The 16,481-nt window shown below is 57.5% G+C and carries 11 protein-coding genes and 1 tRNA gene; 8 read left to right on the top strand and 4 right to left on the bottom strand.

The genetic code is table 11. The features are described from left to right. Positions 1–74 precede the first annotated feature (74 nt). Together C5Y83_RS10470 and C5Y83_RS10475 are read left to right on the top strand one after the other, a co-directional pair. Entirely contained in the window at positions 75–1,610 is a 1,536-nt protein-coding gene (locus C5Y83_RS10470; protein WP_105329616.1) for a DUF2271 domain-containing protein, read from the top strand. Beyond that, positions 1,607–2,224, top strand: a complete 618-nt coding sequence (locus C5Y83_RS10475) for a PepSY-associated TM helix domain-containing protein (protein ID WP_105329617.1) — start codon at positions 1,607–1,609, stop codon at positions 2,222–2,224. Before C5Y83_RS10470 ends, C5Y83_RS10475 begins: the two co-directional genes overlap by 4 nt. A 64-nt stretch (positions 2,225–2,288) precedes the next feature. Here the strand turns inward: C5Y83_RS10475 and C5Y83_RS10480 are convergent, their stop codons facing one another. Then, positions 2,289–3,215 (bottom strand): PLP-dependent cysteine synthase family protein, encoded by a 927-nt coding sequence (locus C5Y83_RS10480; protein WP_105329618.1) that lies wholly within the window; start codon positions 3,213–3,215, stop codon positions 2,289–2,291. Between the two features lie 465 nt (positions 3,216–3,680). Between C5Y83_RS10480 and C5Y83_RS10485 the strand changes: the two genes are divergently transcribed. The 4 genes from C5Y83_RS10485 to C5Y83_RS10500 all read left to right on the top strand — a co-directional run bounded on the left by C5Y83_RS10485 (position 3,681) and on the right by C5Y83_RS10500 (position 12,184). Continuing rightward, a complete protein-coding gene (locus C5Y83_RS10485) occupies positions 3,681–6,683 on the top strand; it encodes a PSD1 and planctomycete cytochrome C domain-containing protein (protein WP_105329619.1) in 3,003 nt (1,000 codons plus the stop codon). Between the two features lie 21 nt (positions 6,684–6,704). Beyond that, positions 6,705–8,162, top strand: a complete 1,458-nt coding sequence (locus C5Y83_RS10490) for a DUF1501 domain-containing protein (protein WP_199195024.1) — start codon at positions 6,705–6,707, stop codon at positions 8,160–8,162. 141 nt (positions 8,163–8,303) lie between these two features. Then, positions 8,304–10,715, top strand: a complete 2,412-nt coding sequence (locus tag C5Y83_RS10495; RefSeq protein ID WP_105329621.1) for a DUF1549 domain-containing protein — start codon at positions 8,304–8,306, stop codon at positions 10,713–10,715. 32 nt (positions 10,716–10,747) lie between these two features. Next, the gene (locus tag C5Y83_RS10500; RefSeq protein ID WP_105329622.1) at positions 10,748–12,184 is read left to right on the top strand and encodes a DUF1501 domain-containing protein; all 1,437 of its coding nucleotides are present in this window, start codon (positions 10,748–10,750) and stop codon (positions 12,182–12,184) included. A gap of 206 nt (positions 12,185–12,390) precedes the next feature. On the opposite strand, the gene C5Y83_RS10505 is transcribed toward C5Y83_RS10500, so the two are convergent. After that, positions 12,391–12,957, bottom strand: coding sequence for a hypothetical protein (locus C5Y83_RS10505; RefSeq protein WP_105329623.1), 567 nt, complete (start codon positions 12,955–12,957; stop codon positions 12,391–12,393). 254 nt (positions 12,958–13,211) lie between these two features. Between C5Y83_RS10505 and C5Y83_RS10510 the strand changes: the two genes are divergently transcribed. Both C5Y83_RS10510 and C5Y83_RS10515 read left to right on the top strand, forming a co-directional pair. After that, on the top strand, positions 13,212–15,002 hold the full coding sequence (locus tag C5Y83_RS10510; protein ID WP_158262318.1) for a c-type cytochrome: 1,791 nt from the start codon (positions 13,212–13,214) through the stop codon (positions 15,000–15,002). A gap of 103 nt (positions 15,003–15,105) precedes the next feature. After that, entirely contained in the window at positions 15,106–15,300 is a 195-nt protein-coding gene (locus C5Y83_RS10515) for a hypothetical protein (protein ID WP_105329625.1), read from the top strand. Between the two features lie 362 nt (positions 15,301–15,662). Here C5Y83_RS10515 and C5Y83_RS10525 read toward each other — a convergent pair. Beyond that, a tRNA-His gene (locus C5Y83_RS10525) sits at positions 15,663–15,735 on the bottom strand. Between the two features lie 52 nt (positions 15,736–15,787). Next, positions 15,788–16,465 carry a hypothetical protein gene (locus C5Y83_RS10530; protein ID WP_105329627.1) on the bottom strand — a complete coding sequence of 226 codons (678 nt, stop codon included), beginning with the start codon at positions 16,463–16,465 and terminating at the stop codon, positions 15,788–15,790. Between the last annotated feature and the right edge of the window lie 16 nt (positions 16,466–16,481).

Genomic DNA, 16,481 nt, shown 5'->3' on the forward strand with positions numbered 1-16,481 from the left:
TGACCGGTTCTATTTTCGCTGGATAATACGCCCAGCCCAACCTTTTCGTTACTAAGCTCCCGCGGACGATATCGATGAAGTTGCTTTCTTTGATTTGCCTCTCGCTGCTGGCCTTTGGCGTCAGCGGCCCGATTGTGAATGCGGAAGACTTCCGCTTTCAGCACGAACATGTTCTGGGAACTTCCCTGGAACTGATCGTCGCCGCCCCGAACCAATCCGCAGCCGACAAGATCGAGCGACGCGTCCTGCACGAGATCGACCGCCAGGCCGCGATCTTCAGCCGCTACGACGCCCAAAGTGAGTTGATGCAGTGGCAAGCGGGCCAAATTGCGTCAGCCGATCTTTCCGCCGAACTCGTCACGGTGCTCAAACGTGCCGAACATTGGCGCAGCGTCACCGGTGGCGCGTTCGATATCCGGTGCGGAGCGTTGACCACGTTGTGGGAAAATTCAGCTCGGCAAGGCATGGTTCCTTCCGATCAAGCCCGACAATCGATGCTCTCGCAGTTGGTACGTCCCCCCTACCAACTCAGCAATTCCTCCCAGGTAGATCGCCTCGATACGATGGCGATCAGCCTGGATGGGATTGCCAAGGGCTACATCTTGGACGCCATTTGCGAAATGGTGCAGAGAGAGTTCAGCTCGGTCCGTGATTTCACGATCAACATCGGCGGCGACCTGCGAAAGCTGGGCGACGCTCCGCTGGAAATCTCGGTCGTCGACCCGCGTCACACGGCCGAATCAGCACGTCCATTGGAAAAGTTCGTCGCGACGCAGCCAATCGCGATGGCGACCAGTGGTGACTATCGCCGTTATCTCGAAATCGCCGGGCGACGCTATTCCCATATCTTCGATCCTCGCAGTGGATTGCCAGCCGGCGAAGTCACATCCGCCTCGGTGGTCGCCGAAAACGCAGCCGATGCCGATGCGTTGGCCACTGCCCTGTGCGTGCTGGGCCCCGTCGAAGGCTTGGCCCTGATCGAAAACCTGACGGCAACCGAATGCTGCCTTGTCATGCAGGATGGGCGCGTCGTTCATTCCAGTGGCTGGCCTCTCCACTCGCAGACCGCCGCACCTCAGATGCTCGTCATGCTACAGGATGAAAAGAAGCAAGAGTCTGGCCTGTGGGTCGATTTCTCGCTGGTTCGTCCGCAAGGTGGCCGTGGCTATCGTCGGCCTTACGTCGCCGTTTGGCTGGAAGACACCGATGGCTTCCCCGTCAAAACCGCCGTGCTGTGGATGCAGACCGAACAGCCTGGCCCACGTTGGCACCGCGACCTGACTCGTTGGTACCGCAACGATCGCTTGCGACAAGTCGTGGAAGAAACCGAACTGATTGGTACCATTTCCGGCGCGACACGCGGCCCCGGCAACTACGACGCCTACTTCGACGGCACCGACAACGCGGGTAAACCGCTGAAGCCGGGCACCTACACGCTGTGTTTGGAAGTCGCTCGCGAACATGGAAGCTATCAGCTCATTCGTGAAAAGATCGAATGGGGCGAGAAGCCAATCGCCAAGAAGGATCTGAAAGAAAACGCCGAGATGGACAAAATCTCGTACCGCTACGTTCCCGCCAAGAAGGCCGAGGCCAAGACGGACGCCTCATGAAGTCAGACGCCAAGCCAGCCCATCCTGGCAAAAAATGGTATGCCGCCAGCGCCAAATGGACTCGCTGGCTGCACACCTACCTGTCGATGATCAGCTTCGCCACGTTGTTGTTCTTCGCCGTGACCGGACTGACGCTGAATCACCCCACGTGGTTTGGCGCCTCGGAACCGGTCATTCGTGACGACAGCGGCAGCTTTCCGACTTCCGCCCTAGGGGAAGATATCGACAAGCTGGCAATCGCCGAAGAACTGCGTGCCACGCACAAGCTGAAAGGAAAAGTCAGCGAGTTCGAGGTAACCGACTTCGACTGCATGGTCGTCTTCAAAGGGCCTGGGTACGCGGCCGACATCTTCATCGATCGAGAGACCGGCAAGTACACCCTGACCGAAACGGCCAGTGGTGTGGTGGCGATCATGAACGACCTGCACAAGGGACGCGACTCCGGCAGCGAGTGGTCGGTGCTGATCGATGTCTCGGCAATTCTGCTGGTGTTGGTCTCGATTACCGGCTTGATCTTGCTACTGTTCCTCAAGAGAACACGCACGCCCGGCCTAATCGTCACCGTGGTGGGCACCGTGCTGCTCGTCGCCGTGTGGGTGATTTGGGTTCCGTAAATCGCGGCCGCCCGAGGTTTTCGTCCTTCCCGTTTATCTGCTTGAACACAGAAAACGGAGAACGTTAAATCCCGCTGAACAACTCGGTGGAAAAATAACGTTCCATGCGATCTGGAAACACCGTCAAACAAACCGGCTGGCCGCCATGTTCCTCGTAAGCCCGGACCGCAGCCAAGTAGTTGAGGCCAGAGCTTGGACCGATGGGGAAGCCTGCTTGAATGAGTCTTCGCGTGACGTCGATCGCTTCGTCGTCCGAGATCTCGAACTCTTTCAAATTCGCAAAGCCCGCATTGCGGAAAATATCAGACAGGCCGTCCGCCACGCCAGGGATGCGTTTGCTGAAGCTGCAACATTCGATATCGGACAACAGCTTATCACTCACCGGTCGGGCCAAAACGGGCGTGACCTGACAGCCAGCGATCGCCAGGCCCTGGGTGACGCCCACCAGCGTTCCGCCGGTGCCGACGCCACTAACAAACAAATCGACCTTACCGGTTGGAATCTGGCAGAGCACTTCGCCGGCCGTTTCGTCGCGGTGAGCCTTGGCGTTGTCCTGGTTGGTGAACTGACTTGGCCAGAAGGCATTTTGCTCGGCGGCCAGTTGCTTCGCGCGATCGATCGAGCCTTGAATGCCATCGTCGGCTGGCGTCAGTTCGACCTTTGCCCCATAGGCTTTGATGATGGTGACCCGCTCGCGACTCACGCCTTCCGGCATGATCGCCGTAAACTTCAGCCCCAACTGAGCCGAGGCCAACGCGAAGGCAATGCTCGTCGAACCGCTCGATGCCTCGACGACCGCATCCCCTGGCGCAAGCACACCGCTGCGAACCGCCTTCGACAAAATGTACCGGGCAATGCGATCCTTGGTCGAACCGGAGGGATTCAAGTATTCCAGCTTGCACCAAATCGGCACACCAAATTCTGGAAGCTGAATCGGGACAAGGGGCGTGGTAACTCGACTGGAAGCGAGAAGCGCGAGAGACTCGATCATGGGTGAACTATGGGCCTGGCAGTCGGTTGATTTTCTGCTTCGTTAGCGAGTAATTGAGATTGCGGCGTTGAGAAGTCCTCGACATATCTCGTGGATATGCCTGCGGACTCACGCCTTGCCCTCGCCCCAATCTCAATAGCTTAGCCGATCTGAGAAATTCAACAGGCTGCTAACCAAGGGGGACAAACGTAATCGCTTGAAGATAACGCGCCGCTGCGTTTTTTTCTACATGCGAAACAATTAAGGCAAGATGACTACACCACATTTCCGCGATGCGACCATTAATGGAGAGATCTCCTTTGTTACCAACGAGATAGAGAAACGGACTGCCGCAGAAAAGCCTACGTTTTCACTTGCCAATCAGGCGACTCGTATGGCAAACTCAGACGGTGCCACGGTTTCAGACCATTCGAAGCCGGGCCCCTGCCTCCCGCCTGCCTAAGCTTCGCTCTGATGTCATCACCCATGAACTGTTTGTTCGTCCGCTTTGCTTTGATCGCCGTGCTATTCTGCGGCGGCTTGGTGCAAGCTGCCGAGCCCGACGAAACGTTCTTCCGCCAGCAAGTCGCACCAATCTTGGCCGGCAAGTGCTTGCGATGCCACAACGACGCTCAACATGGGGGCGGCCTTTCGCTGACGACTGCCCACAAGGCAATCGATGGCGGTGACAGCGGCGCGTCGATCGTCGCGGGGGATGCTTCGGCCAGCTTTCTGTTGGACTATCTCGTGGGCGAGAAGCCGGAGATGCCGAAAGGAAGCCCTCCCCTTGCTGCCGAAGAAGTCGCCGACATCCGGCAATGGATCGCAGACGGTGCGAAGTGGCCCAGCGAGCTGCAGCTGGAAGTGAAGGATGACTGGTGGTCACGTCAACCGCTCACTCGACCAGAGGTGCCCGCCCTTCGCAGCGAACGACAAGCCTCGGTTCGGACTCCCATCGATGCGTTCGTGATCGCGCAGCTGGATAAGCGAGGCATGCAGCTTTCGTCGGAAGCAGATGCCCGAACGATCGTCCGTCGGTTGTACTACGATCTGACGGGCTTGCCTCCAACGCCGCAGGAGATGCGAACCTGGTCGCAAAAGCTTGGAGAATCAGACGAAACGCCTGGTCTGAATGACGAAGCATACGGCCAGCTGGTCGATCACTTGTTGGCTTCGCCCCGCTACGGCGAACGCTGGGCGCGGCATTGGTTGGATGTGGTGAAGTACGCCGACACTTGTGGCTATGACAAAGACAAGCTTCGCCAGAACGCGTGGCCCTATCGCGACTACGTGATTCGCAGCTTCAACGAAGACAAACCGTACGCCCAGTTCGTGCAGGAACAAATCGCAGGCGACGCTCTCTTCCCTGGCCAGGCAGACGGCATCCTCGGACTTGGTTTCATCGCGGCCGGGCCGTGGGATTTCATCGGGCACGTGGAAGTTCCGGCAACCAAGATCGATGGCAAGAATGCCCGCAATCTCGATCGCGACGAAATGGTCACCAACACGCTCAATACGTTTTGCAGCGTGACGATTCAGTGTGCTCGCTGTCACGATCACAAGTTCGATCCGTACACGCAGCAGCATTACTACGGGCTGCAAGCGGTGTTCGCGGCGGTCGACCGTGCCGAGCGGGTATACGACCTCGATCCCAAGGTTCAGCAGCGGCGACAACAACTGGCCACGCGAAAGAAAGAGGTCGCCGCCCAGTTAGCTTCGCTCCAAGAAGAAATCAAAACAGCTGGCGGTAATCAGCTGGTCGAACTGCGGCAGCAGGTGGAATCGCTCCGCAGTAAAACTTTGCCGGTCGCCAACGTGCCGGAACATGGTTATCACAGCCAGATCGAGCCAACCGCCAACGCCGCAAAGTGGGTACAGATCAATCTCGAACATCCAGTCGAGCTTAGCAAGATCGTGCTTCACCCTTGCTACGACGATTATGCCGGCATTGGGGCTGGCTTCGGTTTCCCGGTACGTTTCAAGATCGAGGTCGCCGCGAATCCGCAGTTTGACGATGCGGAAATCGTGGTCGACGAAACAAGGCACGACGTTACCAATCCCCTGCTGGGAAGTTACCAGGCGGAAGCGAACCGCACGGCTCAGTTCATTCGCATTACCGCCACCAAGCTGGCGACGCGGCAAAACGATTTCATCTTTGCCTTGTCCGAAGTCGAAGTGTTCGACGCGGCGAATCAGAATGTTGCTCGCACGTCGGTGGTCACCTCGCACGATTCGATCGAAGCTCCGCCCCGCTGGCGACGTACGAACTTAGTCGATGGCCGCTGGCCTAAGTCACTTGATCCGACTGCCACCGAAAAGCTGATCGTCGCGCGGGGACAATTGGCCAAGCTCGAAGGCCAGATCGAAACGCCAGAACGAATCTCGCGTCGCGACAAGCTGCAGGCCGAGCAGCAACGTATCGATCGAGAACTAAGCGGCCTGCCAGTCGGGCGAATGGTTTACGCCGCCGCGACACAGTTTCCCGCTCAGGGCAACTTCAAACCAACCGGGGGCAGGCCGCGTGACGTGCACGTGCTGCATCGCGGCAACGTCACTGATCCTCAGGAAGCAGCGATTCCGTGTGCCCTTCCCTTGCCTGGCGATGAAGACTGCCAATTCTCGCTGCCGACGGGGCACAGCGAAGCCGATCGTCGCGCAGCACTGGCAAAATGGATTACCGCTGACGATCATCCCCTTACCTGGCGCAGCATCGTCAATCGAATCTGGCAGTATCATTTCGATCAACCGATCGCCGGCACGCCGAACGACTTCGGCCGGATGGGACAAGAGCCAACCCACCCGCAGCTGCTCGATTGGCTGGCGGTCGAATTCCGCGACAACGGGCAATCGTTCAAGAAGTTGCATCGGTTGATTGTGACCAGCAGCGTGTATCGCCAATCGTCCACTCACAACGAAGCCAACGCCGGGCAAGATGGCAGCAATCAATATTTGTGGCGGATGAATCGCCGCCGGCTGGAAGCGGAAGAGATTCGCGATTCGATCCTCTCGGTCAGCGGCCAGTTGGACCTGACGATGGGCGGGCCTGGCTTTTACCTGTTCGAGCTGGAAAAGGCGGAGCATTCGCCCCACTACGAGTACCACAAGTTCGATCCGCGCGAGGCCGCTTCGCACCGCCGCAGCATTTATCGCTTCGTGGTCCGCTCGCAGCCGGATCCGTACATGACAACGCTCGACTGTGCCGATTCGTCGCAAAGCACCCCGCAGCGGGATGAAACGCTGACCGCACTCCAGGCGTTATCGATGCTGAACAATCCGTTCCAATTGGTCATGGCCGAGGCATTCGCCAAACGGATCGAAGCGGAAGGCGAGACGCTGGAAAAGCAGGTCGATCGTGCGATCTGGCTGACGCTCGGTCGATCTTCCACGGAATTAGAACGTCGCGAGTACGCCACCTTCGCCCAGCAGCATGGCCTGATCCAGTTGTGTCGTGTGTTGCTAAACCAGAGTGAATTCGTCTACCTCGATTAACCTCCCTCGGTCCCGCTCATGATTTCCACCCGTCGCGAATTCCTGCAACGCAATGCCTGGGGCTTCGGCTCGTTGGCGCTCACTTCGCTGCTGCTGCAAGATGACGCCGAGGCGAACCCTGGCCAGCAAGGCATCTTGCACGCTCCGCATCATCCGGCGAAAGCGAAGCGGGTTATTCAATTGTTCATGAGCGGCGCGGCGAGCCCGATTGATTTGTTCGATCACAAACCGTACCTCGAACAGCATCACGGCGAAGAGGCGGACTTCGGCGAACATGTCGAAACGTTTCAGAATGGGCTCGGTCCCTGGATGAAGTCGCCGTTCGCGTTTCAGCCGTACGGTCAGTGTGGCAAGATGCTGAGCGAAGTTGCCGCACCGCTGGGAAAGTGCGTCGACGACATGGCGTTCGTCCACAACATGGTTGGCAAAAGTGGCGTTCACTCGCAAGCAACCTACTTGCAAGCGACCGGCTTCGATACGCCAGGCTATCCGGGGATGGGCTCGTGGGTGACGTACGGGCTGGGGAACTTGAACGACAATTTGCCGGCGTTCGTCGTGCTGCCCGATCATCGCGGTTTTGCCAGCAACGGTCCCAAGAACTGGGCGAGTGCTTTCCTGCCGGCTAGTACCCAAGGGACCGCCATCTTCCCCCAACGGGAAAACCCGATTGAAGATTTGTACCCCGCGCCGACCTTCACCACATCGCACGATAGCGACGCCGCCGGATTGGATTTGCTGAACCGGATGAATCGCCGCTACCAAGACAACCGCCCCGGCGACTCGCGATTGGAGGCACGGATTCGTAGCTATGAGTTGGCCGCCAAGATGCAACTGAGTGCTCCCGAAGCGCTCGACATCTCGGGCGAACCAGACCACATCTTAAAGATGTATGGTGTCGATCGCTTAGGGGCCGAGTATCCTTCCGAAATCAACGCTCCGGAAGAGATCGAGTACTTCGGGCTGAAATGCTTGATCGCCCGACGCTTGATTGAACGAGGTGTTCGTTTCATTCAGGTTTGGTCTGGCAACGACAACGGTTTCCCTCGCCGCAATTGGGATAGTCATGAAGATATTGGTCGCGATCATGGCCCCCTGGCAACCGGCATGGCGGTCGGTTCGGCGGCGTTGATTCAAGACCTCAAACAGCGCGGCCTGTTGGACGATACGATCGTGCTGTGGACCACCGAGTTCGGCCGCATGCCGTCGACCCAAGGGAGCAAAGGCCGCGACCACAATCCGTACGTCTTCACCAACTGGATGTGTGGCGGCGGCATCAAGCCGGGCGTCACGTACGGGCCTTCCGACCAGTGGGGCTACAAGCCGTTGGATCGCGATAACCCAACCCAGGTTTACGACATCCATGCCACGATGCTGCATCTTCTGGGAATCGATCACGAAAAGTTAACCGTCCGCCACAACGGAATCGATCGCCGCCTGACCGATGTCCACGGACACGTGATTCACGACTTGATCGCCTGATAGCATCGGCGAACCTTCCCCCAAGACAAGGGTGCAAGTCGTTCTTTACGCGAAATCGTTCATTGGCAATTTGGGCGATCGTGCCCGTTTGGTATATACTCAAGGGGATATTGTCCCCTCCTTCCCTCCTGCGATTCACCCATGCGAATTCTCTCTCTGCTGTTGGTTACCTTCGCCCTCGCTCCGGCTCTCGGTGCGGAAGTCGATTTCGCGCACGAGATTGTGCCACTGTTGAAACAGAAATGTGGTAACTGCCACAGTGGTACGCAGAAAGAAGGAGCCTTCTCGCTGAACACGCGGGAAGAGTTGATCGCCGGTGGGGAATCGGGTGAGGCGATCGTTCCGCGTAAACCGTCGGAAGGGGAGCTGATCGCGAGGATTACCACCGACGACGAGTTCACGCGCATGCCGCCTGAGGGTGATGCGTTAACTGCCGAGCAAATCGGGCTGCTCAAACGCTGGATCGAGTCGGGTGCCCAGTGGGAGCCTGGTTTCACGTTTGGCGAGCCGCTGTATGAGCCCCCTTTGAAACCACGTCGCCCAGAGCTTCCCCCGGCCGTCGCTGGACGCACCAATCCGATCGATCGCATCCTCGATGCGCAGCTTGCCAGCGAGAAGCGTCCTCAGCCAGAACCACTGGGGGACAAAGCGTTCCTCCGTCGCGTCTACCTCGACCTGATCGGTCTGCTGCCAACCCCCGAAGAGCGAGCTGCTTTCCTCAGCGATGAGTCACCCAACAAACGGACGAAGCTGGTCGACGACTTGCTTGGCCGTGATATCAATTACGCCGAGCACTGGCTCACCTTTTGGAACGACCTGCTGCGAAACGACTATGCCGGTACGGGCTTTATCACTGGGGGCCGCACGCAGATCTCGAAGTGGCTATACGAAGCCCTCGTCACGAACATGCCATACGACCAGTTCGTTCGCGAGTTGATCGCTCCACCGACCAAGGAAAGCGCCGGCTTCGCTGGCGGGATCAAGTGGCGGGGCGAAGTGAGCGCCGGCCAGACCGTGGAGATTCAATTCGCCCAGAACGTCGGCCAATCGTTCCTGGGGATCAACTTGAAGTGTGCGTCGTGCCACGACAGCTTCATCGATCGCTGGAAACTGAAAGATTCGTTCGGCCTGGCCGCCGTGTACGCGGAACGGACGCTGGAGATTCATCGCTGCGACAAGCCGATCGGTGAGAATGCGGAAGCGGCGTGGCTCTTTCCCGAACTGGGCCAGATCGACGCAAGTGCCTCGCAGCCAGAACGACTGAAGCAATTGGCCAGCTTGATGACGCATCGCGAGAACGGTCGATTCACGCGGACGATCGTTAATCGTTTGTGGCATCGCATGATGGGTTATGGCATCGTTCATCCAACCGATGCGATGCAAAATCCCCCATGGAATGCCGACCTGTTGGATTTTCTGGCGGAAGACCTGGTCGCGAACAATTACGATTTGAAAGCCACCTTAAAGCTGATTGCTACCTCGCATGCCTATCAATCGCGTGCTCAATTGGTCACCGAAGATAGCGACAACGGCGGCTACCAGTATGCTGGCCCGCGAACGAAGCGGATGACGGCCGAGCAGTTTGTTGACTGCGTGTGGGAGATCACCCAGACCGCTCCAACGAAGTACGATGCTCCGGTGATTCGCGCCAATCCGAACGCGATCGCCGGGAAAGATCTGGCACTTGGCGGACATTGGATCTGGAGTCGAGCGAACACCGGCGATGCCGCCGCTGGCGAAACGATCTCGCTGCGGAAACGTTGGAAACAAGACGAAGCCACAGACCAAGCATACGCCGTGATCTCGTGCGACAACGCCTACACCTTGTACGTCAACGGGAAGAAGGTAAGCGAAGGAGACAACTGGCTGGCCCCGGAACTGGTCGTACTGCCACCACTGAAAAAAGGTCAGAACGAGATTCTGATCGTCGCCAAGAATGCAGGTAACGGACCGAACGCCGCCGCATTGTTCTTCGAGGGACGCATTCCCGGCCAGGAAGGGACCGAGCAAGCGGTCGCTTCCGATGCGTCGTGGCAATGGACCAGCCAAGTGCCCGAGAAGAATGGCAAGTTCAAAAAGAAGCCGGAAGACTGGGCAGCGGCAGTAATCGCTGAGAACGAGAAAATTTGGTCGCCGCGGGTAAGTGGCCAGCTGACCAACCTATTAGCCCAAGGAAATAATGCCTCGCAGCGGATGGTGCGTTCCGCTTTGCTGAAAAGCGATTTCCTGATGCGTTCGCTCGGTCGGCCAAACCGCGATCAAGTAGTTACGGTTCGCCCATTAGAGCTAACCACGCTCGAAGCGATCGATCTTTCTAATGGCGAAACGCTCGCCAATTTGCTGCATCAGGGGGCAGTTAACCTTGAGCAGCGTGAGTGGAAATCGCCGGACGAGTTCGTCACGTGGCTCTATAATTATGCATTGAGCCGCAATCCGACCGACCAGGAACTCAGCACCCTCTCGGCGGCCATTGGTGATCGCCTGGAAACGAGCCAAGTGGAAGACGTCCTGTGGGCAGTCTTCATGCTTCCCGAATTCCAATTGGTTCGCTAAACAAATCTCCCTTTAGTTTCGTGAGGTTCCGCATGGACCGCGCACAACAACGTCGACAATTCCTACAACAATTGGCCGCGGCCAGCACCGCCACCATGATGGCCGGCGCGCCGCGAATGCTGACCGCCAACGAAGGCAATCCGATCGAACATCCAGCTGCCACGGCTGATAGCTGCATCTTGCTGTGGATGGCTGGCGGCATGGCGGCCCCTGATACATTCGATCCGAAGAAGTACGTTCCGTTTGAGGTCGGCACGCCGGTCGCCAAGGTGGAAAGCACGTTCCCTTCGATTGATACTAACGTCGACCATATCAAGATCTCGGAAGGAATGGAGAACATCGCTCAGGTCATGGATCGCGGCACGCTGATTCGCTCGCACGTCTTGCCTGACCTGGGAAGCATTCTGCATTCGCGGCATCAATACCACTGGCATACCGGTTACGTCCCGCCACAAACGGTCGCTTGTCCGCACATCGGGGCGTGGATGGCCCGCGTGCTGGGTCCGCTTAACCCGGTGATGCCTGCGTTTATCAACATCGGCCAGCGATTAGAAGGTGTGGGTGAGCAGGAAGAGCTGAAAGCGTTCACCACGGCTGGCTTCTTTGGCAGCGAGTTCGGCCCCATGAACCTTCCTTACCCGGAACAGGCCGCGCAGTCGGTGCGTCCGCCGGAAGGGATGAAACCAGAGCGATTCGCCAATCGAAACAAGCTGTTCAACAAGCTAATCGATCAGTCGCCGATGCGCGACTACACCGGCGACTTCCAGCGCGAGTCGCAACTCCGTTCGATGGAGAAGGCGTATCGTCTGCTTAGCGCGAAAGAGCGAGAAGCATTTGACATTTCGCTGGAACCGAAAGAGAGCTACGAGAAATACGATACCGGCCGATTTGGCCGCGGCTGTTTGCTGGCCCGTCGTCTGGTCGAGAATGGGGCTCGCTTTGTGGAAGTGACCACCGAGTATGTTCCGTTTTTAAACTGGGACACACACGCCAACGGCAACACGACGCTCAAACGGATGAAGCAAGAAATCGACCTGCCGGTGGCGCAGCTGATTCGCGACCTGGAAGCCCGCGGGCTGCTCGACCGGACGCTCGTGATTTTGGCGAGCGAGTTCAGCCGCGACATGATCATGGAAGGAAAGCCTGGCTCCAGCGCGCGCGACCAAGCTACGGAAGCAGTCGACGTGTTCAAGGAAATGAAACATTACGGCCAACATCGCCACTTCACCGGCGGCTCGTGCGTGATGATGTGGGGCGGCGGTGTCCGCAAAGGGCACTTGCACGGCGAAACGGCAAATGAACGCCCCTTCGTCGCGACCAAAGATCCCATCTCGGTCACCGACCTGCATGCGACCGTCTTCAACGCGATGGGGATCAGCCCAAAAACGGTCTTCGATATTGAACGCCGTCCGTTTTATGCCACGGAAGATGGCAAAGGCCAAGCGGTCACGGATATCTTCGGGGCTTAGTCGTCCTCCCGCTCTTGTGAAGGCTGAAGGGGCTCCGTGTTTCGGTCAGGCTTAATCGAAAGCCCTTCGCTCCCTCGCCCTCTCCGCGTCGAGGCTCGCGGACGCGAAGGAGATGCCATACGACCGGCATGGGCGCATGAAAAAGCCGCAAGCTTGGTAGGCCTGCGGCTTTTTGAGTTGGATCGTTCTTCGCTTGAAAGCGGGAACTAGTTGAGGATCTTGTTCAGGTCGGCGATGACGGCGTCGACCTTCAGGTCCTTAGCGGAACCGGCAGCGTAGTTCGCTTCGACCTTGCCACCCTTGGCCATGATGATGGTGACTTCGGCCTTCGGGTTGATGCCGTAATCTTCCGGGCCGTTTTCAAATTCGTTCGGCAGAACGAACGGCACGTTGGAAGTTTCGGAAACCTTGGCCAGCTTTTCAGCGTCCGACTTGGCGGAAGCCTTTTCGTCGCCCAGGTAGTTCACGAATGCACGCAGCTGCTTGTCTTCGTTCTTCACGATCGCGGCGTCGAGCTGTTTGACCAGGTCAATCACGGCCTTGTCGCTCGAGCGGGTGAAGATCACGACCTGCGGACGACCACCGTTCTTGCAGCGGTAGCAAAGGTTCTTGCCGACATCGACGCCATCTTCTTTGGCACCGGCGAGCTTGGTCACATAGAAGGCACCAATCATTTCGCCTTTTTGCAAACCGCTCTTGGTTTCTTCCGCGGAAACCAGGGAGGTACCAGCAACCAGAGCGAACATCGTCAGAGCGACAGTCAAATGTCTCATCAAGAGATCTCCTGAAACTTTTCGAGGGGAAAACAGTGGGGGAGCAAACGGAGAGGGGAAACCTGATGTCGAACTTTTCGTTTTACACTTTACGGTTGACTTCAGGCTACTCTACGAGTCAGATTCAGTATCTGCCATCCATTTGCGACCTTCAAGCCTTGGAAATGATTATCCAGACGATTTTCATTTTCTGTTATCCTGCTAACAATTGCCGAAAACTCCCGCCAAATCGCCCTCAAGGGGTATGCCACGCAATGAGAAGCTTTGCCAATCTCCTCCCAATTGCCCTGTTGATGCTTGCCACGACCGAGCTGCTAGCGGGAGCGTTAAGCGGATACCGTTCGCCCGTTGATGTGGTTTTGGCGGACGACGGCCGCTGGCTGGCCACCGCCAATCAAACTTCGGGCAGTGTCAGCTTGATCGATATCGCCTCGGGACAAGTCACCGACGAGCTGGCATGTGGCAGCCACCCCAGCTTTTTGCAGAAGTGCTTGGGGGGCGAATACTTGGTGGTGACCGATACGTTCGGGGGCGAGGTCCACGTGATCGCGGTGACCGCTGGTAAGCTTCGCCTGCACGCGACGATTGAAGTTGGATTTGAACCAACCGGGATCGCCGTTTCCGGTGACGGCCAAACGGCCTACGTCGGACTGGTCGCCACCGGCGAAGTCGCTCAGTTGAATCTGGGCGAGGGGAAGCTCGTTCGAAAGTTGGAAGTTGGCAAATGGCCGCGTTATCTGGCTCTCTCGCCCGATGGGTCCCGTCTGGCGGTTGGCTGCAGCGGAGAAAGCCGGATCGCGGTGATCGACGTACCGACTTGGGAAGTCGCTTACACCGAAAAGCTTTCAGGCGGGATCAATATCGGGCACATGCAGTGCTCGGCGGACGGCAAGTACGTTTACTTCCCCTGGATGATCTATCGCAGCAATCCAATCAATCGCGATAACATCCGTCGCGGCTGGGTGCTGGGCAGCCGCATCGGTCGGGTGCGTCTGGATGAATCAGAATATCGCGAAGCCATCACGCTCGACGTCCCTGGCACCGCAGTCGCCGATCCGATTGGGATCACGATGAGCCATGACGAGAAACGCTTGGTTGTGGGGGCTTCTGGTACACACGAACTGCTGGTCTATCGGCGGGCTGATCTTCCGTGGGAAGGCATCGGCGGACCTGGCGACTTGATCGATCCGAAGCTGATGCGCGATCGTGATTTATTCGCCCGCATCGAACTGGGCGGCCGTCCGATGGGAATCGCCATGGCCGATGACGATCGAACCGTCTACGTGGCGAACTACTTGAAGGATAACGTCCAGGTCGTTGACATCGCGGCTCATGAGGTCGTGCGTGAGATTCCCCTTGGCCCGTCGGTCGAAGTGAGTGAAATCCGGCAGGGTGAAGCAGTTTTCTACGATGCCCGACATAGTCTCGATCAGTGGTACAGCTGCCACACGTGCCATTACAACGGTGGTGTGAACTCAAAGGCGATGGATACCTGGAACGACGGTTCCGCCCTGACGATGAAGACGGTGCTGCCGTTGGATAACCTGAGCAAGACGGGCCCTTGGACCTGGCATGGTTGGCAAGTCGACTTAAACGATGCGATGCACAAGTCGTTCACCACCACGATGCAAGGACGCCGGGCGAGTGAAGCAGAGAAGGAAGCGATCCTGGCCTACTTGAACACCGATCGTTTTCCTCCCAATCCGTTTCGCGAAAAAGATGGCTCGCTAAGTCCCGCGGCCGAGCGTGGCAAGCAAGTCTTCGAGAGCAGTGAGGCCAACTGCGCGAGCTGCCACAGCGGCAAGTACTTCACCGACGGCAAGATCCACGATGTCGGCCTCAGTTCCGACGAAGACGAATACGATGGCTTCAACACGCCGACGCTGGTTGGCATCTATCGCAAGGTCCGTTTCCTGCACGACGCCCGCGCACGTGACCTGCCGGAAGTCTTAACCGACTTCCATTCCCCAGCGGAAGTCTCCGGCACGCGCGATCTCACCGAAGAGGAAATCGCTGACCTGACGGCTTACTTGAAGTCGCTATAAAACGTGTTTTGATCTTCGGCGAGTAAATCGTTGCGATGTAAATCGATAGCGTGGTCCGCGATCGGATGAATGCCGATCGTCTTCTCAGACGAAGGGAATCAACATGTTCAAGAAGGGTGATTTCGTGACGATCAACAATCGGGTAGGTGTCGTCGTATTGACGGGCGACGAATTGCCCGGTGATTCAACAGATCACACCGGTGTCTGGTTTGGTTCGGACGAGAACGCTGTCCCTGAGATCTGGACCATCCCAACCGAATATTTGCAACGCGGTCCAGAGCCCATGCTGAAACACTAATTCATCCGCCCAACATCAGGAAGGCTTGGCATTATCATCGCTCAGCTGGTGTTGAATTTTGCGATCGCTACGGCTTTGAGGATGACGCGTAGCGAATCGCAAAAGTGTCCTCGCCAGGAATCGAACCTGGTCTTCAAGCATCGCAAACTTGCGTGCGAATCCACCACACTCCAAGGACTTTTTTATGCGCCCGTATCCGGGCGGGCTTGTGAGCAATTCGATCTGCCATCGTTGTTGTTAACGGAAACGATGGCCAGCAAATCGAATAGTCTCGAGTGACTCGACCTGGAATCGAACCAGGACTTAGACCTTCGGAGGGTCTCGTGCGATCCGTTACACTATCAAGTCATGAATCCCAGAAGGGCGACCGAGGAGAGTCGAACTCCCTCTTCCTGCTTCACAGGCAGGCGTGCTTGCCACATACACTTCAGTCACCATCGTGAAACCGCCGAGCTTAATGCCCGGCGGTTTTCTATTCAGGCGAGGCTTAATCGAAGTAAGCCATCCGCGTGACCGGTTCCGCTTCCGGCGTAGGTTGGGCCTCGGTGTTTTGCACAACGCGATGCCAAACCTGGAGATAAATCGTCGCGTGATCGGCATGACGTACCGCGCCACGGACAAACGTTTCGTTCGTACCTGGCGGACGATAGATCCAGTCAACACGATGCGGCTTGCCACCTGCCGCTCGAACCAATTGCCCCTTCGCCTCGGCCTTCTCGCCAACGTGCATCATTGGTCGCGGCAGGAAGAACCATTCTCCTTGCCGGACATAAGCGGCCGTCTTCCGACGATGCTTACGATGCTTGACACCAGCCTTCTTTTGGGCGCGGCGGACTTCCAGCGGCTTGAGCGATTCCATTGCCGACTTCACCGTCGAAGTACCGACATTGGGAACCATGGCCGTGAACCAATGCCGTTCGTCGTGGCCGCACAAGTAACGCCCTTCCACCGGCGAGTCTGGCGACCAGACGTCGAGCACCAGGTGACGCAACTTCGGCCGGATGTCCAGAACTTCGGTTTCTACCGTCCGAAACGAAGGCAACGTCAACTTGAACCGCTCACGATTTTTGGAACGCGTGATGTCAATTTCAAAAGCCCCACCTAGGCGGACGACTTCGACCTCCGCCCCAATCGCCGCGAAGGCGTCTAGCATTTCGGTTGCCATGTTGGTTTCTCCCAAA

This window comes from Blastopirellula marina, assembly GCF_002967765.1.
Lineage (GTDB): Bacteria > Planctomycetota > Planctomycetia > Pirellulales > Pirellulaceae > Bremerella > Bremerella marina_A.